Consider the following 18710-nt stretch of genomic DNA (forward strand, 5'->3'; position numbering starts at 1 on the left):
TTTTCGTTTCCGATCGCTTGAAATAAAACCTTTTTCAGCATATTTGAAACTACAAAGCAAATCGTATGTTTAAAATAATTAATGTTCTTTTTATATTCTGTTTCTTATCTATTGCAAGTTCAGCTCAACAATTTAGGCCTGCAAAATCCTCAGAAATTTACCGCGATTTAAAAACACTTAAACACATACCAAAGGTTTTATACTTGGCGGCTCATCCTGACGATGAAAATACGGGTTTACTCTCCTGGTTAATTAATGAGCAAAACGTAGAAACTGGTTATTTGTCCTTAACCAGAGGTGATGGTGGCCAAAATCTTTTGGGTACAGAACAGGGGGCAGCTTTAGGATTAATTAGAACGCATGAGCTTTTAGAAGCCAGAAAATTAGATGGAGCTCAACAGTTTTTTACCCGAGCAATTGATTTTGGTTTTTCTAAAAATACCAATGATACCTTTAAACAATGGGATGCAGATAGTATTACCGCTGATGTAGTTTGGGTAATCAGAAAATTCAGACCAGATGTGATTATTTGTCGCTTTCCGCCAACTGCTGCGGCAGGGCATGGGCAACATGCGGCATCTGCAGTTGTAGCAGAAAAGGCTTTTAAATTGGCTGGTGATAAAAGTGCTTTCCCAAATCAATTAAAATATGTAGATGTTTGGCAGCCTAAAAGAGTGCTTTGGAATACCTTCAGGTTCGGGGCAACCAATACCACTTCAGAAAGTCAGCTGAAAATTAATGTTGGCCAATATGATGCGCAATTAGGTATGGGTTATGGCGAATTGGCTGGTTTAAGCAGAAGTTTACATAAAAGTCAAGGCGCTGGGACACAATCTGTAGCAGGCATTAGAACCGAGTATTTTTCTCCGGTTTTAGGTGATGTTGCTAAGTTATCTTTGTTTGATAGGGTTCCAATGAATTGGTCTGATAAAGGAATTGGAGATATTGATGAATTGATAGACATCGTTCTTTTGTCTTTTGATTACAATCATCCTGATAAAAGTTTACACGGCTTACTAATGCTTCGTAAAAGAATTGCTGAATTACAAGATGTAAATTTGAGAAAGGATAAGCTTGCAGCAATAGACCACATCATTTTAAGCTGCACCGGATTTATGGGTGAAGTAGTTACCAACCAAGCAGAGGCCATTGCTGGCAATAGCTATAATTTCCGTTTAAACTTGATTTCAAGGTCATCAGAACCTGTAATTTTAGAACAAGTCAATTGGATAAATCAAACAGATAATTTAAATCGTAGAGTTTCTGGCGATTCTTTACTTACAATAGAAAGAAAAATTCAGATTCCCACAAATGCGGCTTTAACAGAGCCATATTGGTTAGAAAAACCTGCAAAAAATGCAGCAACGTTTAGTGTTGCAAACGACACTTTAATTGGTTTGGCAGAGAATGAATCGGCATTGAATGTAATACTATCGCTAAGGGTTGGTACTGAAAAATTCAGTTTGAAACTGCCTTTGTCTTTCAAAAAGACAGATCCGGTTAAAGGTGATGTTGTAGAGCAGCTTCGTATTGTGCCAGCGCTTGATTTAAGTTTTAAAGAACCCGTTTACTTTGCGAGAGATAAAGAGGGTTTATCAGTTTCACTGAGCTTAAAAGCTAATAAAAATTTGAATTACGGTAAAGTAAGTTTCAAAATTGGAAATACCATAATCAAAACTTTTACTGGAATTAATCTGGCTGAAAATACTGTTACGATTAAAGATTTCGTTATACCTGCAGAAGATTTGGCAAAAATAAAAACAAGTCAGAATAAGTTGGAAGCAGTTTTTTCGTCAGAAAGCGATGAATTTTCCAAAGGTCAGGTCTTGATTCAATATCCTCATTTGCCATCCCTGCAATATTTCATTCCCGCAACAACCTGGTTGTTAAAAGGCGATGTTAAAGTATTGGCGAAAAAAATAGGCTACATTCAAGGAGCAGGAGATTTGATACCTGAGTTTTTAAGACAAGCAGGTTTACAAGTTGATATACTAGGTGAGGCAGATATTTTAAGCCAAACTAAATTAGCTGCTTACGATGCTATTGTAACTGGTGTTCGCGTAATTAATACCGAAAAGAGAATTAAAAACTGGCAGTCGGCATTAAAAACTTATGTAGAAAATGGAGGCACAATTGTAATGCAGTACAATACAACACAAGATATGGCTTTGCAAGATTTTGGAATTTACCCTTTCAGCATCAGTAGCAAAAGAGTAACCGAAGAAAATGCTCCTGTTAAATTTTTAGATCCAAATCACAAACTGTTAAATTACCCGAACAAAATTACCGCCGAAGATTTTAATGGCTGGGTACAAGAGCGTGGTGCTTATTTCCCAGATAAATGGGATGAGAAGTACGAACCGCTTTTCGAAATGAATGATACAGGAGAAGAACCTTTAAAAGGCTCAACTTTATATGCAAAATATGGCAAAGGAAATTTTATTTATACGCCATTGGCATTTTTCCGTCAGTTGCCAGCGGGTAATGTAGGTGCGGCAAGGTTGTTCTTTAACTTTATATCGGCTGGGAAATAAATGAAAAACCAATTTAAAAACTGGAATACCTGGTACATTTTACTAGCACTTGCTTTGGTATTTCAGATAGTGTTTTATTATCTGTTTACTAAATTCTGGGCATGAGTAATTTAGATTGGTTTGTACTCATTTTCACCCTTGTTGCGGTTGTTGCCTACGGCGTTTTTATTGGTCGCGGGCAAAAAAGCAACGAATCTTATTTAAAGGCCGATAGTAAAATGCCTTGGTACATTGTGCTTTTGGGTATTATGGCTACGCAAGCAAGTGCAATTACATTTTTATCAGCTCCTGGCCAGGCTTATACCGATGGCATGCGTTTCGTACAATATTACTTTGGTTTACCATTGGCAATGATTGTAATTTGTATAACTTTTATACCAATATTTCAACGATTAAATGTTTACACAGCTTACGAATATCTGGAGAATCGGTTCGATAAGAAGACAAGGGTTTTAACGTCTTTGCTTTTTTTGTTTTCCCGTGGTTTATCAACCGGAATTAGTATTTATGCGCCAAGTATAATACTATCGAGCGTTTTAAACTGGAATATTTATATGACCAATGTTTTAACTGGTGGAATACTTTTAATTTACACTTACGTTGGTGGCGCAAAGGCGATAGCACATACTCAAAAGTTACAGTTTTTAATTATTTTAGGAACGATGGCTTTTGCTGGTTACCTGTTGGTTCAGAATATGCCTAATGGCATCGGTTTTAAGGATGCACTCTATCTAGCAGGTAAATCGGGCAAACTAAACGTAATTACTACAAATTTCGATTGGAAAGATAAATACAACATCTGGAGTGGAATATTTGGTGGATTTTTTCTTGCACTCTCTTATTTCGGAACGGACCAAAGTCAGGTTGGAAGATACATTACTGCAAAAGATAATACTAATGCAAAAATGGGCTTGCTGTTAAATGGTTTGGTTAAGATTCCGATGCAGTTTGCTATTTTATTGATAGGAGCTTTACTTTTCGCTTTCTTCTCTTTAAAACCTGCTCCAATTTACTTTAACGAACGTTCCTATCAATATTTAAAGGAAACTAAGCCTGCACAAGCTGCGGTCTTTGAGCGAGAGCATCGGGCTTTGCAGGAAAAATTTAATAATGAATCAAAAGAAATTCTATCCAAAAAAGATAGCCAATCCTCCTCTTTAAATCAATCGATAGAAAGTTTTAAAGCCACACAAAAAGAAGTTGCAACTTTGCACAGTAAAGTAGAAGAGGCAATCAACAGCTCAAATTATAATGCAGAAAAAACAGATACAAATTACATCTTTCTATATTTTGTAAAAAACACACTTCCAGCTGGGATGATTGGTTTACTTTTCGCTGTAATATTTTTGGCAAGCTGGGGTTCTATTTCTGCAGCTTTAAATTCATTAGCGTCAAGCTCATTAAAAGATGTTCATTTAATATTCAATAAGAACAAGCCAGATGATGCGACAGAATTAAAATATAGTAGGTTACATACTTTAGCCTGGGGGATTTTCTCCATAGCTGTTGCTATGTTTGCCACACAAATGGGCTCCTTAATTGAAGCGGTAAATGTTTTGGGTTCGTTATTCTATGGCCCGATTTTAGGAATTTTCTTAGTCGCGTTTTATTTCAAAAAAATTAACGGAGCAAATGTTTTTATTTCTGCCATATTATCAGAAATTACAGTTATTACCGTTTATAAGCTCGATGTAGTTTCATTCCTTTGGTTAAACATTATTGGCGCAGTTGCAGTAATAATTTTTTCGACAATCGGATTATTATTTTATCGACCTAAAGAATTAGATTCGTAAAAATTAAACAACAAAAACAAATAAGAAATACTATGAAAACGATTACAAAATCTATTGCATTGCTGTTTACGGCAGTTACAATTTCAGTGAGTACATTTGCGCAAGATGCTAAAAAAGCTGCCGCTCCACCAGCAAGTCCAGCGGCAACGGCAACTGGCAAAGTGAAAAATGCAACTATTACAATTGCTTACAGCAGCCCATCGGTAAAAGGACGTAAAATTTGGGGCGGTTTAGAAAAATACGATGCAGTTTGGCGTGCGGGTGCAAATGAGGCAACTACTTTCGAAACGGATAACGACATTATGGTTCAAGGCAAAGCATTACCAGCAGGAAAATACAGCTTTTTCTTAATTCCAAGAGAAAGCGGAACATGGACCGCAATTTTTAATAAAGAACCAAAGCAATGGGGCGCTTACAAATACGAAGAAGCTAAGGATGCTTTACGTGTAGATGTAAAAGTTAAACCATTAAAAGCAACACAAGAAACTTTGGTTTACAAAGTAAACAAAGCTGGTTTTACTATGGATTGGGATAAAGTTTCAGTTCCGGTAGCGATAAAATAATTTTCAATTTTTTTAAAATGAAAGTTCTGATTTATCAGGACTTTTTTTGTGCCCAAATTTCGCGCGTGAAGAATCTAAAAAAGATAACTTTCAGTTAATCTTAAATTGTATAATTTAGGCCGATAAATCCAGTTTTTCCTATGAAAAGAATTTTTATCATTCTGACTTTGATTGTTAATTTAAACGTTTTAGCTCAAACTAAAGTCAATAATTTTTCCATAAAAAACACAAGACCAGTAGATTTGGTTAATGTCTTTTTAGGCTCATCTGGAGATCATGGTCAGATGTCGCCGGCTGCATCTTATCCTTTTAGTATGTTAAGCATAGGGCCACAAACTTATCCCAAAACACATACAGGCTACGAGTATTTGGCGAAGAAATTTTTGGGTTTTACCCACAATCGTTTCGAAGGTGTTGGCTGTCAGGGTTCGGGTGGAAATATGTTAATTAAACCATTTTTAGGAAATGATGAGTTAAAATCAGAACTTTTAAAAATATCAGAAAGAGCATATCCAGGATATTATGAAGTTGGTTTTGAAAATAAAATTAAAGCGCAGCTAACTGTTTTAGGTAAGTCGGGCAAACATTTGTATCAATTCCCGAAGGGAGAAAAAGGCATATATTTAGATTTGAGTTATGCGTTTAACAATGCTTTTGTAGCCGAAGAACATGAAATTAAGGGGAATTCGGTGAGTGGTTACATTGTTTCAAAAACAACTTGTAGTGTTGGCAAATATAAGTTGTTCTATTATATCGAGCTCGATGGAAATGCAGATTGGAAAGCCTTATCTGAACATAAATTGGTAGCAATGTTAAGCAATAATTCTACGTCAATTGGTGTTAATGTTGCATTTTCATCGGTTAGCATTGAATCGGCAAAATCATCATTAAATAAAAGCTCTTTCGAAAAATTACGGGCGGAAAGTAGTAATGATTGGAATAACAATTTAAGTAAAATTGCTGTTGAAGGTAATTTAGAAGATGCTAAACTTTTCTATTCATTATTGTATCGTACAATGCAATCGCCTTACGTAATTTCTGAAAAGGATGGCCGATACCGAAATACCAAGGGCGAAATTAAACAGGATAATGAAGTTCGTTACAATGGATGGGCAATTTGGGATAATTACCGTACGCAGCTTCCTTTGCTTTCTATCGTTACACCAGAACGTTATCAGGGAATGGTTAATTCAATCGCAGATTTGTACAATTCGGGCAAAAAGGATTATGCTACACAAACCGAGCCATCGAATACCGTAAGAACAGAACATGCAATTGTTGTTTTATTAGATGCTTACAGTAAAGGCTATAAAGTAGATTTTAGTAAAATTGCCGATTCTTTAGTTAAAGAAGTTAATGGTTTAGACTATAAATCCCCAGATAAAGCTTTAGAATCGAGTTATGATAACTGGGCAATGGCACAAATTTTTAAAATCCTAAAGAATAAAGAAAAATCTGATTTCTATTTGAATAAAGCTTTAGAATATAAAACCTATTGGAACAAAGATTTTAAGGATATAACTAGAGGAGATGTAGATAGAATGCAGGCTCGTGGCCTATATCAGGGCACTATTTGGCAATACAGGTGGTTTGTTCCCTATGATTTTAAAGGCTTGGTAGAACTTGATGGAGGAGAAGAGGCTTACTTGGCAAAGCTTGATGAGTTTTTTGAGAAAGACTTATACAACCATGCAAATGAGCCTGATTTACAAGTTCCATTGATGTATAATTTCACAAAATCTGGTTATAAATCTCAATATTGGATGCATACTTTAGCTGCCGATACCGTGATTCAGAATTATTTTAATGATAACAGCAGAGGGATAGGTTCTTTTATTGATAAGATTTATAAAAATGAACCAAAAGCCTATATCAGAACGATGGATGATGATGCTGGAGCAATGAGTGCCTGGTATATTTTTACGGCAAGTGGTTTTTCTCCAGCTTGTGTTGGCTGGCCGGTTTATTATTTAAATGTGCCATTATTCCAATCGATTACCTACCGATTGCCAAAAGGTAAAACCTTCAAAGTTGAAGTAGAAAACTTTAACCCTAAAAATAAATATATTAAATCAGTTACGCTGAATGGTAGCGCTTTTAATAAAAACTACATCACCCAACAGAATATCGAAGCAGGCGGAGTTTTAAAAATTACCGCATCAGCTGTACCAGAAAAAGTATCAAAAACTGAAAACTGGATTTCATCAATAGAAGAGTAAATTGTATGTTTTGTGTAAAATCGATTTTTCTTTTTCAGACCGAAAAACTTTATCCTATTATGCTGTGTTATGTGTTTATAAAAAATATTAGAACATGGCTCCTTTGAAAATAAACGAAATCCAAAACGATACGCTAACTCACAAAAACAATTCAGAAATAGAAGAAAATCAATCTTTAGAAATGCATCCCGAAGCCTATAAAGTTAAAGGACCAGCGCCCGATAAAATGAAATCAGTTTCTTCTTCTTTGCGTACCTATGCGCATGGTTTGTACGGCTTGTTATAAAATACTTTATTGCAGAGCTGATATGCTAATCAGCTCTGTCTTTTTTTTTAATCATTCTGAATTTATTTTAAATAGTTAGATGTTACTTCTGTAAGTATTTATCTGTTGGGAATCAAATTGCCCATTATTTCTCTTTTATTTTCTTTAAGAGGACTATTTTCCCCGTTATTTTAAACTATAACCTATTTTCCTCCTATTAAAGCATTTAAAAACTACCATATTATTTTGGATTAGTTTTTGAATATTGGCTAATATCTATACTGAAAAGCAAACTTTTTTTGCAGGAATTACTTCTTTAAATGGAGGTAAAATAAATATCAGGCACACTGTAGTCTGAATTTAATAAATATGCTGCGCTAATTGCGTATTTAAAAAATAACCATGGAAATGGGAGCTTACCATAAAAATAATGATTTTCATTATTATAGTGATTTCACTCACCTTTTGTATTCAGGTAAAAGAGAATGAGATTTTAATACCAAATTTATTTATTCCAGAAATGAATGGAATATTTGAAGGCTTTAAAATAAATGGTCTTGAGTGTCTTTTCGATAGTAATTTATATATTGTTAACAGGTGGGGGAAAAGAAATTTTTAAAAGAAGAAAATACAAGAATGATTGGACTGGAGAAGGGCTTGAAGAAGGTAATTACTATTATTTGTTAATGATTAAGGAATCAGAAGATTCTGAATGGAAAACATTTAAGGGCTATGTTACACTTTTGAGAGCAAACCAGTAAATCTTTTTAATTACCATAATATTAGAATATTAAAAGCTGATAAATAAAAGTTCATTATATCATTTGTAAACATTTTTAAAATACTCAAAACGCTACACTAATAAGCATTAACATTTTAAAACAACTCAAAAACATAAACATCTTTTTCAATTCCGTTAATGATTAAAGAGATTTTGTGCAGACCAGTATAAAACTTTCTTGTAGTAATCAATACAAATTTTTGCTTTCTAATAATGCTTATTTTACTTCCGGCTGGATAAGGCCTTTCAGAAATTTTAAATACTTTTTTAGAGAGCTGCCCATTTTGTTTCATATAATAAATAGCGTATTCTATCCTAACTTTCTGTTCAGTAAGGTTTGTGTTTTCAACAGAAAAAGAAAATATTAAGTCACTACCAATTTTAACTTTAGGCGTTAAAATTTTAAAATCATGTAGGTGAATTCCTTTATCATTTAAACCGTAATGTTTTAAAATTTCAGGATGTCCTTGTTTTAAAAGGGTACGACTACCATGTTTCACAATTGCATCGGTTTCTTTGCTTAAACCCGACCATCTGCTTGCAATATCCAGTACAATTGATGGATGGTCTTTAGCAATATCATTGATGCTATTCGCTACGCTTCTTCTTACATATTCAGAATCATCATTTCTTAAGGTTTCTAAAATTGGTAAGATGGTTTTTGGGTCTTTCTTTAAAAATGGAATAGCCATTGCCCAAGGTAAACGCGGTCTGCTTCCTTCGCTGGCAAGCCTTCTTACTTTATGATTTTTATGTTTCGACCATTTTTGCATTTCACTAATCATCGCTTCTCCATATTTTAATATAAAGGGGCGAACTGCAAATTCACAACTTACAAACTGTGTGGTAAACTCTAGTGCCTTAACCGAATTTTTAAAATCATGTATACCATAGGTTTCTATATAATCGGGGATAAACATATACGGTAAAGAATCTTCTCCAATGCCTTCTGCTCTTAATTGATTAATTGTTTTTTCGATAAACTTCACGCCCTCTGCATAATCCTCAGGCATAAAACTATTCATCACCTTTGTAGTATGCTTCATCCTTTGTTTTAATTCTTTCGACTCAAATTCGGTGCTGTAAATTTGTATGATGAATTTCTTTTTGTCAAAATCAGGAATGGTTTTAGTTAAAACATCCGATAGTTTATCGTAAAAAAGAGGAGAATAGAGGTCTTTTAACAAATAGCTCATAAATTAGAATTGTACCACAAATTAAATGATAAATTTTAGAGCTTAATAAAAACCTTTTGCACATTTTGTTTATGGATAGGATTACTGATATTTGCGTTATGCAGAACTTAAAAATAGGATGGATTGGTCTCGGTAAAATGGGTATTCCAATGGCAGAACAATTGCTCAAAGCTAAATATTTGCTAAGTGTTTATAACCGAAGTAAAGACAAGGAAGCTGCTTTAAAAACAATGGGTGCACAAACAGCGTCGGCGCCATCGGCTTTAATGGCTACATGCGATATTGTATTCCTAATGGTATCTGATGATGAAGCTGTAAGCCAAATTTTTAAAGCTGAAGATGGGTTACTGGCTGATGAATCTACAGGGAAAATCATTATCAACATGAGTACCGTTTCTCCTGGCATTAGTAGAGAAATGGCTGCTTTGTGTGAGGGTAAAGGGAATTTTTACCTAGATGCGCCTGTGTCAGGAAGTGTAAAGCAAGCAGAAACAGGTACATTGGTAATTATGGCTGGTGGAAATGAAGAAGCATTTGAAAAAGTGAAACCCGTTTTCGAAAAACTTGGTAAACTGTCGATGCTAGTTGGGGCTAATGGTGCAGGTAATAGTACAAAACTAGCTATAAATTCTTTACTGGCTATTCATGCGCAAGGCTTGGCAGAAACGGTGCTTTTTGCACAGGCTAATCATATAAATCCAGAAGATTTACTCACATTAATAAGTAATAGTGCAATCGGTACTGTTTTCGGTAAAATTAAAGGCGATGCAATTATTGCAGATAACTATTCGGCTGCATTTGCACTCAAACATATTGTTAAAGATTTAAGGCTAGCTAAAGCCGAAGGACTTTCTTCTCCATTGGCTGCTGCAGCTTTTACTACTTTTCAAAATGCAGAAACCGAGTATGGAGATGAAGATATTATTGCGGTTTTAAAAGCTTTGAAAGTTGAAAATTAGCAAACTTTATCTTGTTTAAGTTGTTGTATTTCAACTTATCAAGATAAATCATGAATATTACTTTAGAGCAAGCAGAGGCTGTAATCGCGGAAGCCAAAAAGAAAGCAGTAGAAATTAACACCAAAATGAACATTGCGGTAGTAGATTCGGGCAGCAACTTAGTTGCCTTTATTCACATGGACGGTGGATGGATTGGTTCGGTAGATATTTCAATGAAAAAAGCCAAAACAGCAGCATGGTTTCAAATGGATACTAAAGAACTTTCACCTTTAGTTCAGCCAGGTCAACCATTATTTAATATTGAACAATCCAATGGTGGGCTAATTACTTTTCCGGGAGGAGTGATTTTGAAAAATAAAGGCAATGAAATTATTGGAGCAATAGGCGTATCCGGAAGTAGTGTTGATGATGATCATGCAGTTGCTGAGGCTGGAGCATCGGCAATAAAATAATTAAATTTCTGACCAACACATTGTTGTTAATCAGAAATTTAATTTCTTCTCTACATTTTCATTAAAGCCGGATAAATCCTAAAAAAAACCTGTCCACTAATCGGGTTTTTTCCATATAAATTATTCAAAGCATTGTTTGTATTATACAAAGAAGTTTGGGCACCAACTGCGCCTCTAAATTTTTTTAGATTCAGCACATCATAATTTAAACCTGCACTTAGTGCGTTTACACCGAAAAGATTACTACCATAAATATTTTTGTTTAAATTTAATTCCTCCGTCGATTTCTGTACCCATTCGTACCTGCTATAAACCGATAGCTTTTTTATACGGTAAGTAGCTTCAAGCAAAGCAGCATTTTCGCCATCATGTCCTTTTGTTTTGTTTAATCCCCATAATACAGTCGCATTAAAATTTTGCTCATCGCCAAGCGGTAAAGCATAAATAGCAGAAGCAATGGTTCGTTCTACGTTTTCATTTGCATGTAAACTTTCCGGACTCTTAATCCAGCCATGAGAAACCTGTAAAGCCCAGTTTTTATTCGGATTATAAGATAATCGGGCAGAATATGAATCAAACCTTGGCTTATCGAAGTCGAAACGGTTTTCGTCGGGTTCTCGTCCGGTAAAAGAAGATGCCTCGATTTTAAATTTATCATACCTAAAACCAATTGTTGCAACGCCAAAAGTGATGTGTGTGCCATCATTCCAATGATGAGAGATTGGTGCATCAGGATTAGCCAAAGCCGAAGGACGGTGCATAAAAGCAACAGAACCTAAAGCAGGTTCGCCCGGATAACCAAGGTAGAAGGTAAGGTCGGTTTTTTTAGAAAATGAATAGGTGTAGGCTACCGAAAGTTCAGAGAATAAATCGTGTGGATGTTGTCTGTCGACTAAAGGATTGCCTTTCCAGCTTTCGCCAGTTTGGAAAAGTAGTGGATAACCGCTACCGCCTTCTGTTAACCGATCTAACGACAACATGGCCCCAAAATGAAACAGGCCATTTTCGCCAACTTTACGCTGCCCCATGGCCATAAACCAATTGGGTGCATCAAATTTATCTCCACCACGATTACCTTTATTCCCAATATCTTGCTTTGTATAGCGTATAGCAATGTTTCCGTGTAACATGTACATCCATTTCTTTGAATGTAGCATTAAGCCATACATTGGAGCGGCATCTGGAAGCCAAGAAGTTCCAGAACCATTTCTAGTCATTGGAAGATTGAGAGAATAAGCATGGCTCATTGGTGTGCCTGTGTTCATATTATGCATGGAGTGATCCATGTTTTTCATGCTTGTATCGACGCTGTTTTTTGCTGTGTCTTTTTTAGCAGGCATGTGCATTTTATGCTGAGCGTTCGCAGCGTATGAGCCTGCTAACAGCAGCAGACATAATATTTTAAAATTTAAACTCATCGGATTCATTTCATTTGTGTAGAGCAAAATTAATATTGTATGCTTTTGAAACTTTACATTATTATCGAAATGATTTACACGATTTTTAGAAAGGTTTTAAAAAAAAGAGAAACTTAGCCTCATCATTTTTATACCCTAACAAAAAAACATGACATAATATTTGTTTCGTACGAAAACTATCGTACCTTTGGTTTATGAAAAGTAATAATTCTGATAGTAATCTTCCAGAACCAACTAAAGCTGAGTTGGAAATCCTTCAGGTTTTATGGGAATTCGGGCCATCTACCGTTCGTTTCGTTAATGATAAATTGAATGAACAGCGTGAGGTAAATTATACTTCCACATTAAAACAAATGCAAATTTTAACAGAGAAGGGAATTTTAAAACGCGATGAAAGCCAGATGAAACATATTTACATTCCGGTGGAAGCAGAATCGAAAACTAAAGACCAATTACTGGATAAGTTTGTAAATACCTTATATAAAGGATCTGCCTCATCGCTAGTTATGCAGCTGCTTGGCAATGAAAAGACATCTAAAGAAGATATTGAAGAAATAAAAAGGTTGTTAGATAACCTGGAAAATTAAAGTATAAATCCTTAAACGAACCACATTATGGAATTTGATTTAACAAAGTTTTTGCCTTCTAACTGGCTTCATGCTTTAGGCACAACACTATTTCATTCACTTTGGCTAGGCATTTTATTGTCACTTTTAGTTGCAATTATTATGTTTTCTACCAGAAAAACAGCTGCAACATTAAGATACAATTTATTAACAGGCAGTTTGTTGTTATTTGTTATAACAACAGCAGTTATTTTTTACAAATCGCTGGGCAATCAAAATTTGGTTACCTCAACGAATGTGGTTTTAGTAAATGCTAAAAGTGTTGCTCAAAATTCTTCATCTGCTTTGCGAACGAATATGTTTTCGAGCGTAAACGATATATTAAATGTTTGGAATGGATATGCATCACAGATTGTTTTAATATGGTTTTTAATTATTTGCGCCAAAACTATTCAGCTTTTTGTTGGCCTAAACGGTGTTTATCATCTCCGCAATAATAAGGTATATGCTGCTGGTAGCAGGTGGGATGATAAAATAAATCAGCTGGCAAAAAGAATAGGTGTTACACAAACAGTTGGCCTATTACAATCGGGTATTGCCCAGGTGCCGATGGCTGTTGGTTATTTTAAACCTTTGGTTTTAATTCCATTAGGCCTTTTAAATGGCTTAACTGATTTAGAAGTGGAGGCTATTCTTTGCCACGAATTGGCGCACATTAAACGAAGAGATTATCTGGTCAATTTACTTCAAAGCTTTATCGAAATTGTATTCTTTTTTAATCCTGCAATACTATGGGTTTCAAAATTAATTAGAAATGAACGTGAAAATTGCTGTGATGATTTAGCTGTTTTACATATGGATGATAAGCGAAACTATGTAAAAGCTTTAATTACCTGTCAGGAGTTTCAGTTAAATGCACCAAGATTCGCAATGGCATTAACTGGAAAAAAGAACCATCTTTTCCAGCGAATCAGTCGCATGTTATTCGACACTAAAACCACTTTAAATAAAATGGAAAAAACAATATTAACCATCGCATTGGTATCTGTAGTGATTTGCTCAGCGGCTTTTAAAAACGTAGCAGAATCGAATAAAAAACAAGGGCCAATTGCACCATTGGTTGCCCAGGGCCAAAACTTACAAGATACCCTTAAAAGGAAAGCAGCCAAACAAAAGGCAAAATTAGAAAGCAATATTGCTAAAAAAGCTAAGGAAGCTGAAAAGCTGAGTATGGAACAAGAAATAAATTTGAGACAGGAGCAGGAAGCGAATGCAATTAAGGCAGAAATAGAGGCTAAACAGGAAGACGAAAAATATAAAGCTGCTCAAAAGAAATACGATGCTGCTCAAAAACGTTATGATGTAGACCAGCTTAGGTACGATGCTGATAGGAAAAAATACGATGCTCATCAGAAACGTTACGATATTGAATCGAAGAAATATCAGGCAGAATCAGATAAATATCAAAAGGAGGCAAAACGCTATGATGCGAACAGGAATTTTAACTATAATACGTTTCCATTGGCACCAAGCGTGCCACCAACTCCAAATACTCCATCAGCGCCAATTGCACCACCAACTCCAAATGTTCCGTTAAGTATTTCAATCAAAACACCTATTAGTCCTGTTACGCCAGTTGCACCCATTATACCAGTTACAATACCCGGAGCTGTAGGAATCTCTGGCGAGTTAGGATCAACAGACTATCGTCGTAGTAATTCAAAAACCATTAGTAAAACTAATACTAAAAGAACTACAGAATCGGTAACCAGTACAGATGCGGATGTGCACGATTATAAGAGAATAATTAAGGATATGATTAGCGATGGTATTATCAAAAGCGATAAAAAACTTTCGTACAAACTCGATAAAAATAGTTTAATTATTAATGATGTGAAGCAAAATGAAAGCAACCATCAGAAATATAAAAACAAATACCTGCGACAAGATAACACCGCTCTACTTTATAAGTTTGAAACCAATTCAAATTAAGTAAACTCCCCCCAACTCAAAATCTCTTCTTTATTTATGAAATTCAAATTACTGGCTTTTTTTGCCTTATGGATAACTATTGCCTTTAATTTTGTACAGGCACAAGTGCCCTCGACTAAAATTTACGGCCGCGTATTGAGCCACGAAAATAGGGGTCTTGAATATGCCACAATTGCCCTGTATAATAATAAGGATTCAATTTTACTGAAAACAACTTTTAGCGAGATAGATGGTGCCTTTAATTTCAAAGACATTTCTTACGGTAAATACCAATTGCGCATTTCTTCTATGGGCTACGGAATTTATAAAAGTAGCGAGCTTGATTTGAATGCATCAAATCCTGAAATCAATTTAAAAGATATTAAGTTATCCGCAACGGAAACCAATCTTAAAGAAGTTAATGTTAGTGGTAAAAAAGCATTTGTTGAGCAGAAAATAGATAGACTCGTGGTTAATGTAGATGCATTGATTTCAAATGCAGGAACAACTGCTTTAGACGTTCTTTCGAAATCTCCAGGTGTAAATGTTGACCAAAATGGGGCGATAAGTTTTAAAGGTAAAAGCGGTGTTAGTATTTTTATTGATGATAAACCGACTTATCTTTCGGGGACCGATTTGGAGAATTATTTGCGCTCACTGCCATCATCCTCATTAGAGCAAATAGAACTGATGACAAATCCACCAGCCAAGTATGATGCCGCTGGAAATGCTGGTGTTATCAACATTAAAACTAAGAAAAATAAAGTTGCCGGTTTTAATGGAAGCGTTAATCTGAGCTTGAATCAAGGACAGCTAACCCGTTCAAATAATAGTGCTAATTTTAATTACAGAAAAAACAAAATCAATGTATTTGGTAACTTAAGCTACAACCTAAACAACAGTTTTACAGATCTTGATTTGAATAGAGTGTATAAAAATGAAGATAACTCGCCAAAGTACTTCTTCAATCAAAATTCTTATTTCCGCCGACATGGGAATACCTTTAATGCAAAAACGGGTATAGACTTTTATCAAAATGAAAAAACAACATGGGGCTTTGTATTTACCGGAATGAGTAGAATTTCTGAGCAAATAAACAACAATACCAGCAACTTATTAAATGCGATAAAACAGCCAGATTCTATAATTAAAGCAATTAATACTGATAATATCAATTATAAAAATGCGGCATTAAATTTAAACTATAGGCACAAATTTAGTAAAGAGGCAGGTGACATTACTTTCGACTTAGATTATTTAACTTATAGAAATCAAACTGACCAGAATTACTTAAACTATAGTTATTTCCCGAATATGCAGCTCAAATCTCAGGATATTCTCACTGGAGATTTGCCATCTGATATTAATATCTACACAGCAAAAACGGATTATACCAGGCCAATTAATAAGTTATGGAAGCTAGAGGCGGGATTAAAAACCAGTTACACTAAAACCAATAATGCTGCCAATTACCTATATACTGCAAATAATAAAACGGTAATAGATTACGATAAAACGAACCAATTTATATATAAAGAGAATATAAATGCCGCCTACCTAAATATGAACATGGAAGGTAAAAGATTTTCTCTGCAAGCAGGGTTGCGATTTGAAAATACAGTTTCAGATGGACATCAACTGGGTAACTTGGTTAAGCCCGATTCTTCTTTCAAAAGAAAATACAATAGTTTTTTTCCAACCATTTATCTTTCTTATAAATTAGATACGGCGTCGAATAATCAAATTGGCTTAAATTATGGTCGACGGATAGATAGACCTTATTATCAAGATTTAAATCCATTTTTTTCGCCGTTAGATAAGTTTACTTATTACGTTGGTAATCCTTTCCTGCGACCAGCCTTTACTCAAAGCTTAGAACTCTCTCACACTTTTAAAAGCAAAATAACAACCACATTGGGTTACAGCTGGATAAGGGACGATGTAAATGAAACTATAGAAATTGTAAATGGAACTTATTACAGCAGACCTGCAAATATCGGTAAAGGAACTGTTAAAAATATCTCTGTAAATGCTGATTTGGATATCACTAAATGGTTAACCACGCATATTTACATGGAGTTTGCAAACATTGTTTCGAAAACTGATTTTTACACAGGATATTTAGTAACCAGAGGAACTTATTTTCGCTCAAATCCAAATCTTCAGTTTAAAATAAGTCCAAGTTGGAGTGCTGAAGCTAACTTTCGATATCAAACAAAGTTTTCAAGTGTTCAATTTCTAATAGGTTCCGTTCATGAGTTTGGTGCAGCTTTGCAGAAAAAAATATCACCAAAAAGTACATTAAAGTTATCCGCATCAGATATTTTTAGAGATAGAATATTTGTTGGTGTAATTAATAATCTTGCCGCAACAGAAGCAAACTGGACGAACAAACAAGATTCCAGAAGCTTTATTTTGAGCTACAGTTACCGTTTTGGTAAGGCTTTTTCTACACCTGCAAAGCATGAAACTACTGGCGCCGATACCGAAAAAAATAGGGTAAAAAATTAGAGTATTTTTGTTTATTTATTTGAAGTTGCCGTTATTATCGATTGATAGTAAGTTTTATATCCCACCGGATAAAACAATTAATCCTAAAGTTTTAACATTGATCGATGGGATGGCTGAAGGTTATCTTGAACATGCTGAAGAAATGAATATTTGGCCCACTGTAATTTACGCTGGTATGATTGCAGAAGAAAATAAAGAACATGCCATATTAAAAAAAGGATTAAAAGACTAGGCATCTATCAAGTTTTAATTGAAAATCAAGGCCCGCAGTATGCAGCAAATTTTTCGAAAAGGGAAAAAATGGAGAGATTTAGACTTAATTATGAAACAAATAGGATTTTGAATTTTAAACAGGATAATTCATGATTAGAATTTCATTTATTTCACCCCTTTTAGTTGCGTTCGAATTTATCATTCGCTTTGCCTTAACCCTTAAAATGGTGTTCAAATTCCTCCCGTACAATTCATCAAAAAAAGCATCAGCAGGGTTGTTGTTTTTTGGATCAGAGTTGCTGAGTAGCCAGAGATGTTTCTTTTGAGTCAATAATTCCGTAAAATCTGCAAGCCTGATTTGCTCTTGATCATTAAATGAGCCTTTCGCGTAAGCATTAAAAGATGAAGTTGCGCTAATTGGCTTATAAGGTGGGTCGAAATAGAAAAAACTATTTTTTGTGCAGTGTTTAAGTGTTTGGGTATAATCACCATTTAAAATAGTAACATTTTGCAAAAGCTTGCTGATGGCCAAAATATTTGTTGGGTCAGAAATTTTTGGTTTTACATATTTGCCGAAAGGGACATTGAATATGTTTTTGCTGTTAACACGATATAATCCATTATAACAGGTTCTATTCAGGAAAATGAAAAGTGAAGCAAGCTCAACCAATTCAGCTTTTTTTAAATTGAATTTAGTTCTGTTGGTTAAAAAGTAAGCTTGCTTTTCTTCTTCTGTACCTAAGGCGTAGTAATCTTTTTCAATTATATTAAGATAGTTGATTAAGCTTTCTGGCACTTCTTTAATGGCTTGATAAACATTTATTAAATCAGTATTAATATCATTTATTATCGCTTTTTTAATGCCAAATTTTTGAATAAACCAAAAAAAAACAGCACCACTACCAATAAATGGTTCTATGTAAGTTAAATCTTTTAAACTTTCTATATTTTTAGGCAGATGGCTTTCTATAGCTGCAATCAATTGCGTTTTTCCTCCAGCCCATTTTAAAAACGGTTTGGCATTTTGATTATGTTTTGATGTGTTTGGCAAATTTTAAAGGCAATGAAATAATCTACAAGTTATAAAAATCCATCTATTCGGCTAGCATAAAAATATTGATTTTTTATTAAAACGAAATTAGAAACAAAGCTCCCGTTTATTTTAAGTAAATTTGTAAAATCAAAAAGAAGGTCGCAATCTCCGGACCGAAAAATTAAATCTGCTAGGGCGAAATTTCAATCGCCTTTTAAGACGAGATTTTCTTTAAA

General features: G+C 34.6%; 14 protein-coding genes and 1 pseudogene. 12 read left to right on the forward strand and 3 right to left on the reverse strand.

The annotated features are described in order from the left end of the window. The first annotated feature begins 65 nt into the window (after nucleotides 1–65). The 6 genes from ACFOUY_RS07205 (at nucleotide 66) to ACFOUY_RS07230 (ending at nucleotide 8135) form a co-directional block, all read left to right on the forward strand. The gene (locus tag ACFOUY_RS07205; RefSeq protein ID WP_378959813.1) at nucleotides 66–2534 is read left to right on the forward strand and encodes a PIG-L family deacetylase; all 2469 of its coding nucleotides are present in this window, start codon (nucleotides 66–68) and stop codon (nucleotides 2532–2534) included. Nucleotides 2535–2635: 101 nt separating this feature from the next. Next, nucleotides 2636–4327: a sodium:solute symporter gene (locus ACFOUY_RS07210; protein ID WP_378959814.1), complete on the forward strand. Its 1692-nt coding sequence runs from the start codon at nucleotides 2636–2638 to the stop codon at nucleotides 4325–4327. Nucleotides 4328–4359: 32 nt separating this feature from the next. After that, nucleotides 4360–4890: a DUF2911 domain-containing protein gene (locus tag ACFOUY_RS07215; RefSeq protein WP_378959815.1), complete on the forward strand. Its 531-nt coding sequence runs from the start codon at nucleotides 4360–4362 to the stop codon at nucleotides 4888–4890. A gap of 140 nt (nucleotides 4891–5030) precedes the next feature. Continuing rightward, nucleotides 5031–7109: a glycoside hydrolase domain-containing protein gene (locus ACFOUY_RS07220; RefSeq protein WP_378959816.1), complete on the forward strand. Its 2079-nt coding sequence runs from the start codon at nucleotides 5031–5033 to the stop codon at nucleotides 7107–7109. A 94-nt stretch (nucleotides 7110–7203) separates the two neighbouring features. Next, nucleotides 7204–7395 (forward strand): hypothetical protein, encoded by a 192-nt coding sequence (locus ACFOUY_RS07225; protein WP_378959817.1) that lies wholly within the window; start codon nucleotides 7204–7206, stop codon nucleotides 7393–7395. A gap of 536 nt (nucleotides 7396–7931) precedes the next feature. Next, complete coding sequence (locus ACFOUY_RS07230) at nucleotides 7932–8135, forward strand: T9SS type B sorting domain-containing protein (RefSeq protein ID WP_378959818.1); 204 nt, start codon at nucleotides 7932–7934, stop codon at nucleotides 8133–8135. Between the two features lie 115 nt (nucleotides 8136–8250). Here ACFOUY_RS07230 and ACFOUY_RS07235 read toward each other — a convergent pair whose 3' ends face one another. Continuing rightward, nucleotides 8251–9351 carry a DNA alkylation repair protein gene (locus ACFOUY_RS07235; RefSeq protein WP_378959819.1) on the reverse strand — a complete coding sequence of 367 codons (1101 nt, stop codon included), beginning with the start codon at nucleotides 9349–9351 and terminating at the stop codon, nucleotides 8251–8253. Between the two features lie 98 nt (nucleotides 9352–9449). Between ACFOUY_RS07235 and ACFOUY_RS07240 the strand changes: the two genes are divergently transcribed. After that, nucleotides 9450–10310, forward strand: a complete 861-nt coding sequence (locus ACFOUY_RS07240) for an NAD(P)-dependent oxidoreductase (protein WP_378959820.1) — start codon at nucleotides 9450–9452, stop codon at nucleotides 10308–10310. 50 nt (nucleotides 10311–10360) lie between these two features. Then, the gene (locus ACFOUY_RS07245) at nucleotides 10361–10762 is read left to right on the forward strand and encodes a GlcG/HbpS family heme-binding protein (protein WP_378959821.1); all 402 of its coding nucleotides are present in this window, start codon (nucleotides 10361–10363) and stop codon (nucleotides 10760–10762) included. A gap of 50 nt (nucleotides 10763–10812) precedes the next feature. Here the strand turns inward: ACFOUY_RS07245 and ACFOUY_RS07250 are convergent, their stop codons facing one another. Continuing rightward, a complete protein-coding gene (locus ACFOUY_RS07250; RefSeq protein WP_378959822.1) occupies nucleotides 10813–12180 on the reverse strand; it encodes a hypothetical protein in 1368 nt (455 codons plus the stop codon). 194 nt (nucleotides 12181–12374) lie between these two features. Here ACFOUY_RS07250 and ACFOUY_RS07255 point away from each other — a divergent pair, with 194 nt between their 5' ends. From ACFOUY_RS07255 to ACFOUY_RS07270, 4 genes and pseudogenes are all read left to right on the forward strand, one after another. Continuing rightward, nucleotides 12375–12767, forward strand: coding sequence for a BlaI/MecI/CopY family transcriptional regulator (locus tag ACFOUY_RS07255; RefSeq protein ID WP_378959823.1), 393 nt, complete (start codon nucleotides 12375–12377; stop codon nucleotides 12765–12767). Between the two features lie 27 nt (nucleotides 12768–12794). Further along, nucleotides 12795–14738 (forward strand): M56 family metallopeptidase, encoded by a 1944-nt coding sequence (locus ACFOUY_RS07260; RefSeq protein ID WP_378959824.1) that lies wholly within the window; start codon nucleotides 12795–12797, stop codon nucleotides 14736–14738. Between the two features lie 36 nt (nucleotides 14739–14774). Further along, entirely contained in the window at nucleotides 14775–17228 is a 2454-nt protein-coding gene (locus ACFOUY_RS07265; protein WP_378959825.1) for an outer membrane beta-barrel protein, read from the forward strand. Between the two features lie 109 nt (nucleotides 17229–17337). Then, nucleotides 17338–17594: pseudogene (locus ACFOUY_RS07270) on the forward strand (DUF7004 family protein). Here the strand turns inward: ACFOUY_RS07270 and ACFOUY_RS07275 are convergent. Beyond that, nucleotides 17575–18492 carry a DNA adenine methylase gene (locus tag ACFOUY_RS07275; protein ID WP_378959826.1) on the reverse strand — a complete coding sequence of 306 codons (918 nt, stop codon included), beginning with the start codon at nucleotides 18490–18492 and terminating at the stop codon, nucleotides 17575–17577. The pseudogene ACFOUY_RS07270 and the gene ACFOUY_RS07275 sit on opposite strands and share 20 nt — an antisense overlap. Between the last annotated feature and the right edge of the window lie 218 nt (nucleotides 18493–18710).

Source organism: Pedobacter jamesrossensis, from assembly GCF_042650905.1.
In the GTDB taxonomy this organism is placed as follows: domain Bacteria; phylum Bacteroidota; class Bacteroidia; order Sphingobacteriales; family Sphingobacteriaceae; genus Pedobacter; species Pedobacter jamesrossensis.